Annotated in this window: 17 protein-coding genes and 1 riboswitch; of the genes, 8 read left to right on the plus strand and 9 right to left on the minus strand. The window is 58.9% G+C overall.

What is annotated here, in order from left to right; genetic code table 11:
* The first annotated feature begins 201 nt into the window (after positions 1 to 201).
* Entirely contained in the window at positions 202 to 1,962 is a 1,761-nt protein-coding gene (locus EV281_RS20345; RefSeq protein WP_132655638.1) for a methyl-accepting chemotaxis protein, read from the plus strand.
* 103 nt (positions 1,963 to 2,065) lie between these two features.
* Here EV281_RS20345 and EV281_RS20350 read toward each other — a convergent pair whose 3' ends face one another.
* The 9 genes from EV281_RS20350 to soxR form a co-directional block, all read right to left on the minus strand.
* Positions 2,066 to 2,311 (minus strand): formate dehydrogenase subunit delta, encoded by a 246-nt coding sequence (locus EV281_RS20350; RefSeq protein ID WP_132655640.1) that lies wholly within the window; start codon positions 2,309 to 2,311, stop codon positions 2,066 to 2,068.
* Positions 2,301 to 3,128 (minus strand): formate dehydrogenase accessory sulfurtransferase FdhD, encoded by an 828-nt coding sequence (fdhD, locus tag EV281_RS20355; protein WP_132655642.1) that lies wholly within the window; start codon positions 3,126 to 3,128, stop codon positions 2,301 to 2,303. The genes EV281_RS20350 and fdhD overlap by 11 nt, the downstream gene beginning before the upstream one ends.
* Positions 3,128 to 6,007, minus strand: a complete 2,880-nt coding sequence (gene fdhF, locus EV281_RS20360; RefSeq protein WP_132655644.1) for a formate dehydrogenase subunit alpha — start codon at positions 6,005 to 6,007, stop codon at positions 3,128 to 3,130. Before fdhF ends, fdhD begins: the two co-directional genes overlap by 1 nt.
* Positions 6,008 to 6,010: 3 nt before the next feature.
* Positions 6,011 to 7,567, minus strand: coding sequence for an NADH-quinone oxidoreductase subunit NuoF (locus EV281_RS20365; RefSeq protein ID WP_132655646.1), 1,557 nt, complete (start codon positions 7,565 to 7,567; stop codon positions 6,011 to 6,013).
* Positions 7,564 to 8,043 (minus strand): formate dehydrogenase subunit gamma, encoded by a 480-nt coding sequence (locus EV281_RS20370; RefSeq protein WP_132655648.1) that lies wholly within the window; start codon positions 8,041 to 8,043, stop codon positions 7,564 to 7,566. The genes EV281_RS20365 and EV281_RS20370 overlap by 4 nt, the downstream gene beginning before the upstream one ends.
* A gap of 135 nt (positions 8,044 to 8,178) precedes the next feature.
* Positions 8,179 to 9,072, minus strand: a complete 894-nt coding sequence (locus tag EV281_RS20375) for a LysR family transcriptional regulator (protein WP_132655650.1) — start codon at positions 9,070 to 9,072, stop codon at positions 8,179 to 8,181.
* A 72-nt stretch (positions 9,073 to 9,144) separates the two neighbouring features.
* Positions 9,145 to 9,486 carry a metalloregulator ArsR/SmtB family transcription factor gene (locus EV281_RS20380; RefSeq protein ID WP_132655652.1) on the minus strand — a complete coding sequence of 114 codons (342 nt, stop codon included), beginning with the start codon at positions 9,484 to 9,486 and terminating at the stop codon, positions 9,145 to 9,147.
* A 101-nt stretch (positions 9,487 to 9,587) separates the two neighbouring features.
* The gene (locus tag EV281_RS20385) at positions 9,588 to 10,358 is read right to left on the minus strand and encodes an SDR family oxidoreductase (protein ID WP_132655654.1); all 771 of its coding nucleotides are present in this window, start codon (positions 10,356 to 10,358) and stop codon (positions 9,588 to 9,590) included.
* An 89-nt stretch (positions 10,359 to 10,447) separates the two neighbouring features.
* Entirely contained in the window at positions 10,448 to 10,912 is a 465-nt protein-coding gene (soxR, locus tag EV281_RS20390; RefSeq protein WP_132655656.1) for a redox-sensitive transcriptional activator SoxR, read from the minus strand.
* 80 nt (positions 10,913 to 10,992) lie between these two features.
* Here soxR and EV281_RS20395 point away from each other — a divergent pair, with 80 nt between their 5' ends.
* From EV281_RS20395 to EV281_RS20425, 7 genes are all read left to right on the plus strand, one after another.
* Entirely contained in the window at positions 10,993 to 11,568 is a 576-nt protein-coding gene (locus tag EV281_RS20395) for an NAD(P)H-dependent oxidoreductase (RefSeq protein ID WP_132655658.1), read from the plus strand.
* A 250-nt stretch (positions 11,569 to 11,818) separates the two neighbouring features.
* Positions 11,819 to 11,932, plus strand: a riboswitch (TPP riboswitch).
* The gene (locus EV281_RS20400; protein WP_132655660.1) at positions 11,923 to 12,531 is read left to right on the plus strand and encodes a YkoF family thiamine/hydroxymethylpyrimidine-binding protein; all 609 of its coding nucleotides are present in this window, start codon (positions 11,923 to 11,925) and stop codon (positions 12,529 to 12,531) included. (Overlaps the previous riboswitch by 10 nt.)
* 14 nt (positions 12,532 to 12,545) lie before the next feature.
* Complete coding sequence (locus EV281_RS20405; RefSeq protein WP_132655662.1) at positions 12,546 to 13,337, plus strand: ABC transporter permease; 792 nt, start codon at positions 12,546 to 12,548, stop codon at positions 13,335 to 13,337.
* Positions 13,334 to 14,089 carry an ABC transporter ATP-binding protein gene (locus tag EV281_RS20410; RefSeq protein WP_132655664.1) on the plus strand — a complete coding sequence of 252 codons (756 nt, stop codon included), beginning with the start codon at positions 13,334 to 13,336 and terminating at the stop codon, positions 14,087 to 14,089. Before EV281_RS20405 ends, EV281_RS20410 begins: the two co-directional genes overlap by 4 nt.
* A 10-nt stretch (positions 14,090 to 14,099) precedes the next feature.
* Complete coding sequence (locus EV281_RS20415) at positions 14,100 to 15,104, plus strand: ABC transporter substrate-binding protein (RefSeq protein WP_132655666.1); 1,005 nt, start codon at positions 14,100 to 14,102, stop codon at positions 15,102 to 15,104.
* A 65-nt stretch (positions 15,105 to 15,169) separates the two neighbouring features.
* On the plus strand, positions 15,170 to 16,384 hold the full coding sequence (locus tag EV281_RS20420; RefSeq protein ID WP_132655668.1) for an acyltransferase: 1,215 nt from the start codon (positions 15,170 to 15,172) through the stop codon (positions 16,382 to 16,384).
* 162 nt (positions 16,385 to 16,546) lie between these two features.
* A complete protein-coding gene (locus tag EV281_RS20425; RefSeq protein ID WP_132655670.1) occupies positions 16,547 to 17,281 on the plus strand; it encodes a sugar transferase in 735 nt (244 codons plus the stop codon).
* Positions 17,282 to 17,317 lie beyond the last annotated feature (36 nt).

Below are 17,317 nucleotides of genomic sequence, written 5' to 3' on the forward strand. Positions count from 1 at the left end.
TTTATTAGCACCTGCTTTTATACAGAAAATTTACCACCGCTGATCATCATCGGTTGTGAAGCATCAACCCGATACGATTTTTGATAGGCGGAAATGGCAGCCATCGCCCGGCTGCATTCCCACGCCGCGAACCCGTGCCTGTTTGGTCTTCTATTTCAGAGGTGAGCGCGAACAGACGCGCCATATTCAGAGGGGACGGGAATGTTTGGTCTATCATCCGATTCAAAATACGTTCTTGATGCCATTTCCAGGTCGCAGGCGATCATCGAATTCGACCTGGCCGGAAATGTTCTCACGGCGAACGAAAATTTCTGCAAGACGCTTGATTACAGTCTGGACGAGATCGCCGGCAAGCACCACAGCATGTTCTGCGAACCGGCCTATTCGGCAACCACCAGCTACCGGGATTTCTGGACCCGCCTCGGCCGCGGCGAATATGACGCTGGCACTTACAAGCGCTTGGCAAAAGGCGGTCGCGAGATCTGGATCCAGGCCTCCTACAACCCTGTCCTCAAGCACGGCAAACCTTTCAAGGTGGTGAAATTCGCCTCCGACATTACCGAGGCCAAGAAACGCGCCGTCGAGGACGCCGGCAAGCTCGATGCCATTTCGCGCTCGCAGGCCGTGATCGAATTTACTCCCACAGGCGACATACTCACGGCCAACGAAAACTTCTGCAATGGTCTTGGCTATTCGCTGTCGGAGATTGTTGGCAAGCATCACAGCATGTTCTGCGATCCCGCCTATGCCCGCAGCGACGAATACAAGCGGTTCTGGCCGCGGCTGGCGAAGGGCGAGTTCATTGCCAACGAATTCGTACGCTATGGCAAGGGCGGCAAGGAAATCTGGATCCAGGCAGCTTACAATCCGATCGCCGATGCAGATGGCAGAATCTATAAAGTTGTGAAGTTCGCAACCGACGTGACGCAACGCATGAGCGCGATTGCCCTTCTCGGCACCGCCTTGCGCCAGCTTTCCGAAGGCGATCTGACTCGGACTCTGGACACGGCTTTCGTGCCTTCGATGGAGCAGTTGCGTCACGATTTCAACGCGACGATCGACAAACTCTCCCGGACGATCAAGACCATCGGCGAGAACGCCATCGCTATCGCCGATAGTTCACGGGAGATCGGCTCGTCGGCAGACTCTTTCTCCAAGCGAACGGAACAACAGGCCGCCTCCGTCGAGGAAACGGCAGCTGCGCTGGAAGAGATCACCACCACAGTCAACGATTCCAGCCATCGTGCCGAAGAAGCCGGCCGTCTCATTGCACAGACGAAGCACGGCGCGGAACAATCCGGCACCGTCGTGCGCAAAGCGGTCGCGGCGATGGACCAGATCGAACAGTCCTCCCGCGAGATCACCAACATCATCGGCGTGATCGACGATATCGCCTTCCAGACCAACCTGCTGGCGCTCAATGCCGGCGTCGAGGCAGCACGTGCCGGCGAAGCCGGCAAGGGCTTTGCCGTCGTCGCCCAAGAGGTGCGTGAACTCGCCCAGCGCTCGGCGAGCGCGGCCAAGGAGATCAAGGCGCTAATCAACACATCGAGCGAACTCGTGAAAAACGGCGTGGGACTGGTCGGCCAAACCGGCAAGGCGCTGGAGGAAATCGTCGTTCAGGTCGCCAGCATCAATTCAAACGTCGTGGCGATCGTCGAGTCCTCGAAGGAGCAGGCGACCGGCCTCAAGGAGATCAATCAGGCCGTCAACACGCTCGACCAGGCAACACAACAGAACGCCGCGATGGTGGAGGAGAGCACAGCCGCCAGTCATAATCTCGCCGCAGAAGCCGATGCATTGCGGACGCTGCTCACGCAGTTTCAGCTCCCCGGCGGCAATATCGCCGCAACGCGGCACGCGGCAAAGCCAGCTGCCTCTCCGGCCCTGCATCTCGTTGCCCGCGTCCCGAGAGCCCACGGTGCAGCTGCTCCAGTCGCCGAAAGCTGGGAAGAATTCTGAACCAGTTTCAGTCGAATAGCGAGTGCCGCCGCAAAAGCGGCACGCGCTCTTACTGATGATAGCCTTTGGTCAGCAACCCGAAGAACCGCCCACCAATGTCGGTTTATCGAAGTGGCTGTTCTGCCGGCTCCGGTTTCCGGATCAGGGGCGCCGCCTTCAGCACGAGTGCGTCGAGGCTGTTATCTTCCTTTTCCAGGATTTCGAAGAGTTGCCGCCGCATGCGCGGCTCCCAAAATTTATTGATATGCGTCGCAACCCCTTGCACAGCTTCGCTTTCGGGCTGCGTCTTGAAAAAGGTTGCGATCTGGTTTGCCATATAAACAAGCTTGGTCTTGGTATCATGCGACATCGGCAATGTTTCCGGGCGACAGACGATGCGGGTGGGTGAAAATCTCGAAATCCTCGCCGCGCACGAGGGCGACAAGCGTCATGCCGGCTTCCTCGGCAGTGCCGATGGCAAGTGCCGTCGGCGCGGAAATGGCGATCAATACGGGCGCGCCGAGGATCGCCGTCTTCTGGACCATTTCGACGGAGAGGCGGCTGGTGACGGCGACGGCACCGGAAGAGCCCGTCTCTCCTGCCCGAACGACTGCGCCGCAGAGTTTGTCGAGCGCATTGTGCCGGCCGACATCCTCACGAACGGCAATCAGTCCCCTGCCAGAAACATAGAAACCCGCCCCATGAACCGCCCGCGTCTCGCGATGCAGCGGCTGGGACTCGTTGAGCGATGCAATCGCCCGCACGATATCGGCATGCGACAGCGACATCTCGGCGTTGGAAACGTCTGGCACGGTGCGAACTGCCTGCTCGATCGATTCAATGCCGCAAAGGCCGCAACCGACAGGTCCCGCCATGCTGCGCCGCCGCCGCCTCAAAGCATCTTCGACATCGTCGACAAGCGTCACCTGGATATCGATGCCCTTCTCGTCTTCGATGAGCTCGATACCGGCGATCTGGCTGCGGTCAGTGATGATGCCTTCCGTCAGGCTGAAGCCAACAGCAAAATCTTCGAGATCGGCGGGCGTGCCCATCATGACCGCATGCGAACTGCCGCCATAGGAAAAGGCGATCGGCACTTCCTCGGGCACGATACGCTCGCCGCGCATCATGACGCCGCCCTTGCGGACGACTTCCTTCACTGCTATGCGGGTCGTCCTCGCAATCATTATTCGGCAGCCTCCATCTTTTCGGCGATGCGGCGAGACTGGCGAGCCTGCTCGTCATATTCGATCTGCCAGTCGGACGGACCGTTAGAGAGCGAGACCTGGACTGCCGTCACCTTGTATTCCGGGCAGTTCGTCGCCCAGTCGGAGAAGTCTGTCGTAATCACGTTTGCCTGCGTATCCGGATGGTGGAAGGTCGTATAGACGACGCCGGGCGCCACGCGGTCGGTGATCAGCGCGCGAAGCGTCGTATCGCCCGAGCGGCTGCCGAGCTTTACCCAGTCGCCATCGCGGATGCCGCGCTGTTCGGCATCGTGTGGATGGATCTCCAGCCGGTCTTCTGCATGCCAGATCACGTTGTCGGTACGGCGCGTTTGCGCCCCGACATTATACTGGCTGAGGATACGGCCCGTGGTGAGAAGCAGCGGGAAGCGCGGACCGGTGCGCTCGTCGGTCGCCACATATTCCGTGCGGATGAACTTGCCCTTGCCGCGCACGAAGCCATCCACATGCATGATCGGCGACCCGAGCGGATGCGCTTCGTTGCAGGGCCACTGAACCGAGCCGATCTTTTCGAGATAGTCATAAGAGACCAAAGCGAAACTCGGCGTCGTCGCGGCAATCTCGTCCATGATTTCGGACGGATGCGCATAGTGCCAGTCGAGGCCCATCGCCTGCGCCAGCTTCTGCGTCACTTCCCAGTCGGCATAGCCGTTGCGCGGCGTCATGACCTTGCGCACACGGTTGATACGGCGTTCTGCATTGGTGAAGGTGCCGTCCTTTTCCAGGAAGGTCGAGCCCGGCAGGAAGACGTGCGCATAGTTCGCCGTCTCATTGAGGAAAAGATCCTGCACGACGACACATTCCATGGCGGCAAGACCGGCGGCGACATGCTTGGTATCCGGATCGGACTGGAGGATGTCTTCCCCCTGGATGTAAATGCCCTTGAATGAACCGTCGACGGCAGCATCCAGCATGTTCGGGATGCGCAGGCCCGGCTCATTGCTGATTGTCACGCCCCAGAGCTTTTCAAAGATATCGCGCGTCGCGTCGTCGGAGATATGACGATAACCCGGAAGCTCGTGCGGGAAGGAACCCATGTCGCAAGAGCCCTGCACATTGTTCTGGCCACGCAGCGGGTTTACGCCGACGCCGGGACGACCGATATTGCCGGTCGCCATGGCGAGGTTGGCGATCGCCATGACGGTCGTCGAGCCCTGGCTGTGTTCGGTCACGCCGAGACCGTAATAGATGGCGCCATTGCCGCCGGTCGCATAGAGCCGGGCAGCGCCGCGCACATCTTCCGGCTTGACACCGGTGAATTTCTCCACGGCCTCGGGGCTGTGTTGCGGCTCGGCGACGAAAGCGGCCCAGTCCTCGAATTCCGACCAGTCGCAGCGCTCACGGATGAACTTCTCGTTAAAAAGCCCCTCAGTCACGATCACATGCGCCAGCGCTGTCATAACAGCGACGTTAGTGCCGGGTTTCAGCGGCAGATGGAAGGAGGCCTCGACGTGCGGCGAGCGAACGATATCGGTGCGACGCGGATCGATGACAATAAGCTTGGCGCCCTGCCGCAGCCGCTTCTTGAGACGCGAAGCGAAGACCGGATGACCATCGGTCGGGTTGGCGCCGATAATGACGACGACATCGGACTGCTCGACACTGTCGAAATCCTGCGTGCCGGCCGAGGTGCCGAAAGCCTGACCCAGTCCATAGCCTGTCGGCGAATGGCAGACGCGAGCGCATGTATCGACATTGTTGTTTCCGAAACCGGCACGGACCAGCTTCTGGACAAGATAAGTCTCTTCATTGGTGCAGCGAGACGACGTAATGCCGCCGATTGCATCGCGGCCATACTGATACTGGATGCGGCGAAACTCGGAAGCGACATGCGCATAGGCCTCCTCCCACGTCACCTCGCGCCAGGGATCCGTCACCTTTTCGCGGATCATCGGATTGAGGATGCGGTCCTTATGGGTTGAATAGCCGTAGGCAAAGCGGCCCTTGACGCAGGAATGGCCGCGGTTGGCTTGCCCATCCTTCCACGGCACCATGCGCACCAGCTCTTCGCCGCGCATTTCCGCCTTAAAAGAACAGCCGACGCCGCAATAAGCGCAGGTGGTGACGGCTGAATGTTCCGGCTGGCCGATGCGGATGACCGATTTTTCCGTCAGCGTCGCCGTCGGGCAGGCCTGCACGCAGGCGCCGCAGGAGACGCATTCCGACTCGACGAACTGCTCATGCATGCCGGGGGAAACGCAGGAATCGAAACCGCGTCCCTCGATCGTCAGCGCAAAGGTGCCTTGCACCTCTTCGCAGGCACGCACACAGCGGGAACAGACGATGCACTTTGACGGATCAAAGGTGAAGTACGGGTTGGATTCGTCCTTCGGCATCCATTTCAGATTGATCTCGCTATTGTTTCGAGCCTTGACGTGGTTGTCGCCGTCATAGCCGTAACGCACGTCGCGCAGACCAACGGCACCCGCCACATCCTGCAGCTCGCAGTCACCATTGGCCGCGCAGGTCAGACAGTCGAGCGGATGGTCAGAGATGTAGAGCTCCATGACGCCGCGGCGGATATTCTTCAGGCGCTCGGTCTGCGTGTGGACGATGATACCTGACGCCACCGGCGTGGTGCAGGAGGCAGGCGTTCCGTTGCGGCCATCGATTTCGATGAGACAGAGGCGGCAGGAACCGAAGGCATCAATCATGTCGGTCGCGCACAGCTTCGGCACCTCAATGCCGGCCTCCATCGAGGCGCGCATGATCGAGGTTCCCTCGGGAACCGTCACCTGCCGACCATCGATGGTCAGCGTCACCATCGTCTCGGATTTCGAGACCGGCGTTCCATAATCGATTTCGTGAACAAGAGACATCGTCTATTCCGCCGCTTCGATAAGAGGAGTCGGAGCAAAATCTTCAGGAAAATGCGTCATGGCGCTCACGACAGGATAGGGCGTAAAGCCACCGAGCGCACAGAGCGAACCGAATTTCATCGTATTGCAAAGATCGGCGAGCAGTTCGCGGTTCTTTTCCGGTTCGATGCCCTGCGCGATCTTGTCGGCCGTTTCGACGCCGCGTGTCGAGCCGATGCGGCAGGGCGTGCATTTGCCGCAGCTTTCCACCGCACAGAATTCCATCGCAAAGCGAGCCTGCTTCAGCATATCCGCTGTATCGTCGAAGATGACGAGGCCGGCGTGGCCAATCAGCCCGTCCTTGGCGGCGAAGGCTTCATAATCGAAAGGCGTATCGAAGAGCGCTCGTGGAAAATAGGCGCCAAGCGGCCCGCCCACTTGCACCGCCTTTACCGGCCGGCCGGATGCGGTACCGCCGCCAATCTTCTCGACGATATCGCCGAGCGAAAGGCCGAAGGCGGTTTCATAGAGGCCACCATATTGCACGTTGCCGGCGATTTGCAGCGGAATAGTGCCGCGCGACCGGCCCATGCCGAAATCGCGATAAAAGGCAGCCCCCTTGTCCAGGATCACAGGCACAGAGGCGAGCGAAATCACATTGTTGATGACGGTCGGGCAGTCAAACAGGCCTTTATGCGCCGGCAGCGGCGGCTTGGCGCGGACGACGCCGCGCTTGCCTTCAAGACTGTTCAGCAACGCCGTTTCTTCGCCGCAGACATAAGCGCCCGCACCCGTCCGGACTTCCATGTCGAATGCCTTGCCCGAGCCGAACACCGAGGCGCCGAGAATACCTGTCTTGCGGGCAACCTCCACCGCCTTGGTCATCGTGGCAATGGCATGCGGATATTCCGAACGTATGTAGACGAAGCCTTTCGTGGCACCGGTTGCAAGCCCGGCAATCGCCATGCCTTCGATCAGCACGAAGGGATCACCTTCCATGATCATCCGGTCGGCAAATGTACCGCTGTCACCTTCATCTGCATTGCAGACGATATATTTGCGAGGGCCAGGCGCATCAAGCACCGTCTTCCATTTGACGCCCGTCGGAAAACCTGCGCCGCCACGACCACGAAGACCGGAATCGATGACTTCCTTGACAATATCTCCAGGTTGCATCGAAACCGCACGGCGAAGACCCGCAAGCCCGCCATGGGCTTCATAATCCTCGAGCGAAAGCGGATCGATAATGCCGCAACGGGCGAAGGTGAGACGGGTCTGGCCTTTCAGGAATGGGAGGTCCTCGACCTGCCCAAGACAGAGCGCGTGTGCTCCGCCCTTCATCAATCCCGCGTCGAAGAGACCGGCAACATCCTTCGCCTTGACCGGCCCATAGCCGATCCGCTTTCCGGAAAGCTCGATCTCGACCAGCGGTTCGAGCCAGAACATTCCGCGCGAGCCGTTCCGAATGACAGTTGCATCGAGGCCGCGGGCAGCGATCTCTTGGGCAATCGCCTTTGCCACTTTCTCGGCCCCGAGTGACAGCGCCGCAGCATCGCGCGGAACATAAATCTTGACGGTCATCGGCGTGCCTCCTCGACGAGTTCGGCCGCCAGTTCATCATCTAGGCGGCCATACACTTCGCCGTCGAACATTGCGGATGGCGCGCAGGCACAGAGACCGAGACAATAGACAGGCTCCAGCGTGACGCTGCCGTCAGGGGTCGTCTGGTGGAAATCGATGCCGAGCAGGGCCTTGATTCGCTCGGCCAGCGCGGCGCCGCCCATCGATTGGCAGGCTTCGGCACGACAGAGCCTCAGCACATGTCGGCCGGCAGGGTGGTCGCGATAATCATGGTAGAAGGTCACGACGCCGTGGACTTCGGCACGGGATATATTGAGCTCATCTGCAATGACCGGTAGGGCCGCCTGCGGCACATAGCCGAACGCGTCCTGAATCTCATGGAGGATTGGAAGCAACGGACCTTCGAGGGAACGAAGACCGGCGACGATCGAGCGAACACGCTCGGCAATATCGCCCTCGGCGATCCGTATGTTCATCAGCAGCCCTCCCTACGGCTTGCATAGTCAGGAAACCGCAAAACCTCCCCATGTCCTTACGATTTCTATGGAACTGTCTCAGGGAAGAAGATTGCAATCAATAAAGCAGTCTCGTTGCTTGATAGTTTTTTTCTATCAAAGTTCCGCATCTTCGACGAGTCTTCTTGCTTCATGCAACAAGGCGGAGACGAGCGGCGTGAAGGGCTCGCGATAGGGAGCAACGAGGCCAACGAGATGGTGGGCCTCAGGCTCGACGATGGGAATCATCCGGATCTCAACGGGAAAACCAAATGATTTCGCGACGTTATGCGGCATGATACTTGCCCAGCGGCCCGTTCGCACATGTGAGAAGAGGACGATCATCGAGTTTGATTCAAGCGTCGGATGGACTGTCGCCCCCGCTTCGGTCAAATGCCGGTTGATGATACGCCGATTCTGCATGTCGGCCGTCAATAGACAAAGCCGAAGATTGCCCACTTCACGCCATGTCACACTCTCGCGATCCGAGAGCGGACTGCCGGCGGCTGTGATGAGATTGTAGCGTTCCGCGTAGAGCGGCACCGACGTGACGCGCCCGAGCGGCTCATTTTCCAGATAGGTAATCCCGGCATCAATCTCGAGATTTTCGAGCATGCTCAGTACCTGCAGCGAATTGCGCGAGACGATGGAGAAGGTGACGTCGGGATGCCGTTCCTGGAACGGGGTGGTGATCCGAGACAACATGGCGAGCGCGGTCGGGATGGAAGCCAGACGCAGATGGCCGGAAAGACCTCTGCGCGCGGCGCGCATTTCCTCCCGCATGGTACGCGTATCGCCGACGATACGCCGCGCCCATTCGAGCACGCGCTGTCCTTCCGGCGTCAATCCTTGAAAGCGCGAACCGCGCTGTACCAGCATAACGCCAAGCTGATCTTCAAGCTGGCGAATGGCGGCCGACAACGTGGGTTGAGAGATACCGCATTCCTCTGCCGCACGACCGAAATGTTTCTCGTTGGCAAGTGCGATGAAGAATTCCAGCTTGTCGATCATTCGGCCTCCCTACCGAATTCGGGACACGGCCTATCTTTGCGGCTTGTCGGCGGCTTCGCAAGGTCTGCGGGCTCAGCTCTTCTCGGCAACCTGGAAGAGACTGAAAAGCGATTCGAGGAAATCCAGAACGCTCTTATTGCCCATACTGTAATAGACGAGCCGCCCTTCCCGCCGCGTATTGACTAGGCCTTCGAGCCTCAGCCGCGCAAGCTGCTGCGACACCATAGCCTGCTGTATACCAAGGATATCCTCGATCTCACCGACGGTCTTTTCCCCTTCCGACAGGATGCAGAGGATGAGCAGTCGTGTCTGATGGGCTAACGCCTTCAGGAGATCACTCGCCTCGTGGGCTTTGTCAGCAAGCTTCTGCAAGTCCTGGCCGGTCATACCCAGCTTCGGTTTAGGCAATGGCATTTGCTTCTCGGAAGGAGGTAATAAGGTAGATCAGAACAATATCATATTCGCAGAAGCGAATTGGTCAAATGTCACGAAATACCAAAAAAAGTCCAAGCAAATCAGCAGATAAGCTGGCCGCCATTGATCTCCAAGACTTGACCGGTGATATATCCTGAGAGTGATGGAGCCGCCAGGAAGAGATAGGCTGGCGCACAATCCTCCGCTGTTCCGAGCCGTTGCAGAGGGATAGACTTGCGGGCCTGTTCCAGTTTTTCGCGCGATGAATAGCGTGCATGGAAATCGGTATCGATCGTTCCTGGCGAGACGCAATTGACCCTAATACCGTCGGGCGCGAGCTCCCGGGCGAGCGCCTTGGAATAGGTCGCAACGAAAGCCTTCGACGCGGAATAGATTGCAGAACCAGGGCTTCCGCCGGTCGACGCCGAAATCGAAACCGTATTGACGATGGCAGCACCCTGCGCCGCCCGCAGCGCGGGAAGCAGAGCCCGCGTCAACTCCACCACCGACGTCTGGTTGAGGCGCACGATAGTCTCGTACTCGATATCCGTAAGTTCTCCGGCCGGAAAACGCCCGTGCATCGTACCGGCATTGTTGACTAGGACATGCACGGCATCGAAGAATTCAAGCGCCTCCTCCGCGAACTTTGCCGCGCCGCCCGGATGCAGGAAATCCGCCGGCAGCAGCAGGGCGCGGCGCTCCGATTCGGCCGTCAGGAGAAAATCCGGCAGTTCGCGTTCTCCGCCGCGACCGGTGTGGACGAGAACGCGTGCCCCGCAATCGAGAAACTGGCGGGCGATTTCCAGGCCGATACCCCGGCCGGCGCCCGTTACAACGACATTGCGGTTCTCGAACAGTTTGGGATGAAACACGAAGCTCTCCTCTTTGCGGGACCGGCCCCGCTGCTTGCGCCATTCGGCCTTAACATATGAGGAGATCGGCCAAAAGAAAGCCCAGCGGCCTACACATCCGGGTCCAGAAGCCGTGCACCAGTTCCTTCTTTGCCGAGTATGTCGAAAGGATTGCGTAGCGGACAGGCGTCGATGGAGAGACACCCGCAGCCGATGCAGCTCGTCAGATGATCGCGCAGCAGGCTCAGCCGCTTGATGCGGGCATCGAGATCGTTCTTCCAGAGCGCCGACAGTCTCTGCCAATCCTCGACGGTTGGTGTGCGGCTCTGCGGCAGGGTTTCGAACGCAGTCTGGATTTCGGCAAGCGGAATGCCGACGCGCTGCGCCACTTTGATGATACCAAGGCGCCGCAGCACATCGCGACCATAGCGGCGCTGGTTGCCGCGAGTACGGATGCTCGAGATCAGCCCCTTCGCCTCATAGAAATGCAGGGCGGAAACCGCAAGTCCGCTGCGCTCTGCCACCTCACCCACTGTCAGAAGCTTGCTCAAGGAGAATGTCGGATTCTGTTGCATGACCTATTGACCTCAATATTAGTTGAGGTTTTATAGACTGCGCTCCTGAGGCCGTAAAGCGACGTGAAAAGGAGCTATATATGCAGGAGCCCATGAGGCTTGCCGTCATCTACGGCAGCACGCGCGAGGGACGCATCTGCGAGCGGGTGGTCAAATGGCTTGCAAGAGAGCTGGCCCGCTTTCCGCAATTCAAAATCGACATCATCGACCCACTGGCATTTTCGCTCCCGCGAGAGCACATACCGCATCATCCGGAGGCGAGACGGCTGGCAGACCATCTCAACCGGGCCGATAGCTTCATTCTCGTCACCCCGGAATATAATCACAGCTTCACCGCCTCCCTGAAGTTCCTCATCGATCTCTTCGCAGAGCCCTGGCACGGCAAGCCGATTGCCTTTGTCTGCTATGGCGGCGTGTCCGGCGGGCTGCGGGCGGTCGAGCAGCTTCGCCTCGTCTTTGCCGAGCTCCACGCCGTCACAATTTGCGATGCCGTGAGCTTCAATTCACCTTGGCGCCGTTTCGACGATGAAGGCCGGCTTCACGATCCGGAAGATGCCCTGCGCCGGCTCGCGCGCATGATGGCCCAGCTGCAATGGTGGACCGAGGCGCTAATCGCCGCCCGCAACGATAGTCCTTATGCCGGCGCAGCCGCCTGAGACGACGACATCTGGTTCCGTTTCTGGCAGGTACGGAACCGGCTGGACACCCGGACAGGACCTCCGTCCGGGTGTTTCCCTTTCGCACCCGAGGCATCTCCGAGCTTCGACCACGGAGCTGCCTGGATAGATTGATAGCCTACAATATTAATGTGGGCCGAGACGGCTTAGTCAGCACCTTCGTACCGACGGTGTAGCCGGATAGGAATTTTACGGTTGCGGTAGGGGCCACCCGGTGCTAGCTTCCGCCACAATTTCACAGGGGAGCTCCGTATTGTCGGGGCTGAGATGTGAGGCGCATGCCTCCGGACCCTTCAAAGCTGATCTGGGTAATGCCAGCGGAGCGAGGTTTAAATGTTTTCCGGCGCACAAGTGTCTCTATATCCGATGTCCGGCAATTTCGTCGGCATCATCTTAGACGCGATCAAGGCTCTCGATCCCTATCGCGATCGCCTTCGCATCGAGACGGACGATATTTCCACGCTGATGGTCGGCCCGCCCGACGTCTTGTTTGCCGCCATGTGCGACCTTTTCGTCTCGGCTGCGGCAAGCGGCGAGCACTGTGTCTTGTCGGCGGCCATCTCGCGTGGTTGCCCCGGCGGGCCGGATGATGCGATCTGCGGCGCCGGCCTGTCTTTCAGCCGGTCCGAACCCCTCGCCGAGCGGGTGGAAGCTGCAATCGCAGCGGTCAGAGACACCACTGTGACTGGGCAGCCGACGGTCGCCCAATTTTCTCTCTATGTTATGGGAACGGGCACCCACATGGACGAGATCTACGGCTGCATCGATTTCCTGAAGCGTTCGGGCACATTCGACCGCTCCAAGAATTTCTGCACCAAGCTGCGTGGTGATGCCGGCGCGATCTTCGCGACCATCCATGAAGCCTTCTATCGCTTCGGCGATCCTGAAGGCCATGTGACGCTGGATATCACGGTATCCGCTAACAGCCCGAGCAAAGCCTGAGACGCCTGACGGCAATGACCTTACCGAAACCGGAATCGACATTCGCGCCATTGAGGCGGGCCTTGCCCGCCATTCTTGCCGTGTTTGCTTTCCTCGCCATCTGGGAGATCTATGTCGATCTCTCCGGCATCAAGCCCTCCATCCTGCCTTCGCCCTCCCGCATCATCACGCAGGGCTGGTTGAACAGACAGGCACTGCTCGACAATACCTGGCCCACGCTCAGCGCAACACTCGGCGGTTTCGCCCTGTCGCTGGCTTTCGCCCTTGCCTCGTCAGTTCTGATGGATTTCGTACCCTTCATGCGCCGCGCGATGCTGCCGCTCTTTATCGTCAGCCAGACGCTGCCACTGGTCGCAATCGCGCCTCTCGTCGTGCTCTGGTTCGGTTTCGGTCTGCTGCCTAAACTTCTGCTCGTGGCCCTCGTCACCTTCTTTCCGCTGCTCGTCGCTCTGCTGCAGGGCTATGAATCGACGGACCGGGATATTGCTGAGCTTCTGAGCTCGATGAAGGCAAGCCGCTGGCGCATCTTCCGCCTGGCGAGGCTTCCCTCCGCCATGCCCTTTTTCTTCGCCGGCCTGCGCATCTCGATCACCTATGCCGTGGTTGGCGCCATCTTCGCCGAATATGCAGGCGCTGCCCGTGGCCTCGGGATCTATATTCTCAACGCCAAAAACAATTTCCGGCCGGATCTTGTGCTCGCCGCCGTCATCGTCAGTGCTCTCCTGACGCTCTGCCTCTTCGGCCTCACACTGGCGGCACAGCGCTTCGTCATGCCCTGGCAATCCCCTCCGGAGAAGCGCCGATGAGCGGGATGCTCGAACTCAAGAATGTCTCGAAGTCCTTCGATGGCATGGAGGTGCTGAAGGACATTTCCCTTCATATTGCCAGAGGTGAATTCGTCTCGATCGTCGGCCCATCCGGCTCCGGCAAGTCGACGATCCTCCGGCTGCTGACACAGGCGCTGCTCGCCGATGGAGGTGACATTCTCTTTGAAGACACCCCGCTTTCGCAAGCGGCACATGCCTTCGCCTTCATGCCGCAGCGCGATGCGCTGATGCCGTGGCGAAGCGTCATCGACAACGCGATCCTTGGCCTGGAAGTGCACGGCATGCGACGCAGCCAGGCGCGCGCCGTTGCTGCCCCGCTCTTCGAGCGCTTCGGCCTTGCCGGTTTCGAAAATCACTATCCCGCCGCCCTTTCCGGCGGCATGCGCCAGCGCGCAGCTCTGTTGCGCACGGTGATCCAGCGGCAGGACATGCTGTTGCTCGACGAGCCCTTCGGGGCGCTCGACGCCTTGACCCGCACCCAGATGCAGGAATGGCTGCAGGATATGTGGACCGATCACCGCTGGACGGCCCTGCTGATTACCCACGATGTGCGGGAGGCCGTTTTCCTGTCCGACCGCATCTATGTGCTTTCCGCCCGCCCGGCGACCGTGGTCAGGGAATTCGAGGTGCCGCTGAAAAGGCCGCGCACCCTCGCCGATATCGGCTCCCCGGCCGCTCAGGCGATCGAAATGGAAATTCTTCAAACACTGCTGCATCCGCAAAGAACCTGAGGAGGTCACAATGCTTCTCACCCGCCGACAGACCCTTTTTGCCGCCATGGCCGCAAGCCTGGCCGGCAGCGCCGCCCTGGCCCAGTCCGCTGCCAAGGTGCGTATCGCGCTCGACTGGACACCGAACACCAATCACATCGGCATCTATGTCGCCAAGGCCAAAGGTTTTTATGAAGCCGTGGGCCTCGACGTCGAGATTCTGCCCTATGCAGACACCAGCGCCGGTACTCTCGTCGCAAATGGAGTTGCCGATTTTGGCATCTGCGGAGAAATCGAGACTTTTACCCAGCGCGTCGCCGGGGCGGATGTGAAGCTCGTCTATGCCGTGGTACAGACGGAAACCGGCAGACTGATTTTTAAGGGCGGTCGCGACGACATCAAGAGCCCGAAAGATCTCGACGGAAAGACCTATGGTGGCTTCGGCGGCGCCTGGGAAGAGGCGCTGGTTTCCTCGATGATCCGCAACGACGGCGGCAAGGGTAAATTCCAGGCCGTCACGCTCGGCACCTCGGCCTATGAGGCGCTCGATAACGGCGCGGTGGATTTCACGCTGGAGATCTACACTTGGGAAGGCATTGCCGCCCAGCTTGAAAAGCGGCAGGTCGGCCGCTGGCGCTATACCGATTACGGCATTCCTGATGAGCAGACGACCGCAATCGCCTCCAGCGATGCTTATCTTGCAGCCAATCCGCAAAATGCCCGCGCCTTCATTCAGGCGACACTCAAGGGTTACGCCTTTTCGGTCGATAATCCGGATGAGGCCTGCAACCTGCTGATTGCGGGTAGCAACGGCGCACTGCTCAATACCGACCTTGTCAAGGCATCGCAGAAGGCACTGGTCGAGGGGCATTTCCTTAAGGGCGAAAACGGCGCAATCGGTACCATCGATCCGGCCAAGGCAGAAGCAATCGGTACCTTCCTGTTCGATCATGGCATCCTGCTTGACGCGAACGGCGCGGCGCTGAAGGAAAAGCCAGATTTTTCCGCCTATTACACCAACGATCTGCTTGGTTAAGATGATCCTGCCCTTGCCGGCGGCAGCTTTCCGCTGCAAAGTCCGGCAAGGAGCGAGGGAATGATATGCAGCAGCAGGACCGGGTGGCCGGAGCAGATTTCTTGCGTGCAGCCGCCTGCCTGCTGGTACTCACCCATCATCTCATTCTGCGCATCGACCTAACCAAGCTCGGCGAAGGATTGCGACCGATACTGACCGCCTTGCGCTTCGGCAATTTCGGCGTCGCCATCTTCTTCATCCTCAGCGGCTTTTTGCTGGCCTTACCGTTCTGGCACGCCCTTGATGCTGGCGATACCATGCCCGATCTGCGCATCTATGCGCTACGCCGCGCGGCCCGCATCGTACCCGGCTATTGGGTAGCTTTGACGGCGGGCTTCATCGTCAGCATCACGTTACTTGGTCATGCGCTGACACCGGAACTTACTCTGCGCTATGCCAGCGGCCTTTGCTTTATGAGCCAATGGCACTGGCGTACTTTCTTTCCTGTCGAAGGGAACGGCCCGCTTTGGTCCATATCGTTCGAAGTGACGAGCTATGTGCTGCTGCCGCTTTGTTTCCTCTGGCTTTTCGCTATTCCAGAAAGCCGCCGCTCTCCACCCGTCACGCGGCTTGCCTGGCTTGGCATGATTGTTGTGACGCTGTTCGCCCATGAAGCTTTCCGGATATTTTCCCTTCCCGATGAGATTGAGCGTGGTTGGCAATACGGCATGCAGGGCGGAGCGAAGGAGTGGATGCCCAACTACAATCCCATCGGCTTCTTCGCCGTTTTTGCGCTCGGTGCGCTCTCAGCCGGCATCCAGACCTTGCTGCCGCGAAAGCGTCGGATCTGGTTCGATATCATCGCGTTGACCTGTCTTGCCGCAGCCGGCCTGTTGCTGCCGCTTTCGACAGGCGGACCTTGGGATGCCTACGGATGGCTCGGAATTCCCTACGCCTTTCCGATGTTTCCAGTTCTGACCGCCGTCGCCCTTTTGGCCCTTTCGCGTTCTGTGCTGCTTGCAGCATTACTCGACAATGCCTTCACACGCTTCACGGCCACCATTTCATTCGGGATCTATATCTGGCAGGACATCGTTCTGACCTCGCTGCAGACGATCTCTCCCGCCATATTCGGCATCGGTAAAGACGATCCGGTACGCGACTGGCTTACCGGCTGCGTCTTTGCGACGGCGGTCACTTTTCTTCTCGCAAGCTTCAGCTACTTTCTTCTTGAGTTGCCGGTAATACGGCGCGCCGCACGCATAACGCGTAGTAATTCAGCTATTACTCAATATAGTTAATTTTCAACCCCTCAAAAATATCATAAAGATATCGGCAAATACTCCCTAATTTGGCTCTTTTAGGGTTACGAAAATACTAACGAAGCGGGTGACAAATCGAGCTCGTCCATGTATTTGTGCCAGCGCGACGCAATAGGCGAGTATTTCCACGGACGTTGCTTAATGAATGTGTTCAATTCGAAGCTTCTAGATACGGCCTTCTCTGCAAAAACAGTGAAGATGAAAGCTCTCGATGCAGCGAATTCCAATATTCGCCAGCCCGAAAGCTTTGCCGCATTGGGTGGCCGGAAGAGACTTCAGCTCGGCCTGAAGAGAACTTTCGACATTTTCGGTGCCACGAGCGCGTTGGTCATCCTGCTTCCGGTTTTTCTGACGATCGCGCTTCTCATTGTGCTCGATGACGGTGGGCCGGTATTTTTCCGGCAGATTCGCTGGGGCCTGAAGGGTAGCAAGATCACGGTCTATAAGTTTCGCTCCATGCGGTCGGATCTCTGCGATCCGACCGGCGTCGAACAGACTGTCAAGGGTGATCGGCGCCTGACGCGGATCGGCGCCTTCCTGCGCAAGACCAACATCGACGAGCTTCCACAGCTCCTCAACGTCATAAAGGGTGATATGTCGCTCGTCGGTCCCCGCTGCCATGCCATCAACATGCGCGCCGCCGGCATGCTCTACGAGGAGTTGGTGCCGGAATATCATTATCGCCATCTGATGCGGCCGGGTATCACCGGTCTCGCCCAAACGCGTGGCTGGCGCGGTCCGACGGAACGCCCTGCAGAGGCGCGCGCGCGCATCGCCAGCGATATTTATTACATTAGAAATTTCAGCATCTGGCTGGATATGAAGATCATGTTCCGCACGCTACTGTCCGAACTGCGCGGCGGCACCGGGTTCTGAGATACCGAATTTTCGCGAATTAAATCAATCAAGACA

The organism is Rhizobium sp. BK418 (assembly GCF_004341105.1).
GTDB lineage: Bacteria > Pseudomonadota > Alphaproteobacteria > Rhizobiales > Rhizobiaceae > Rhizobium.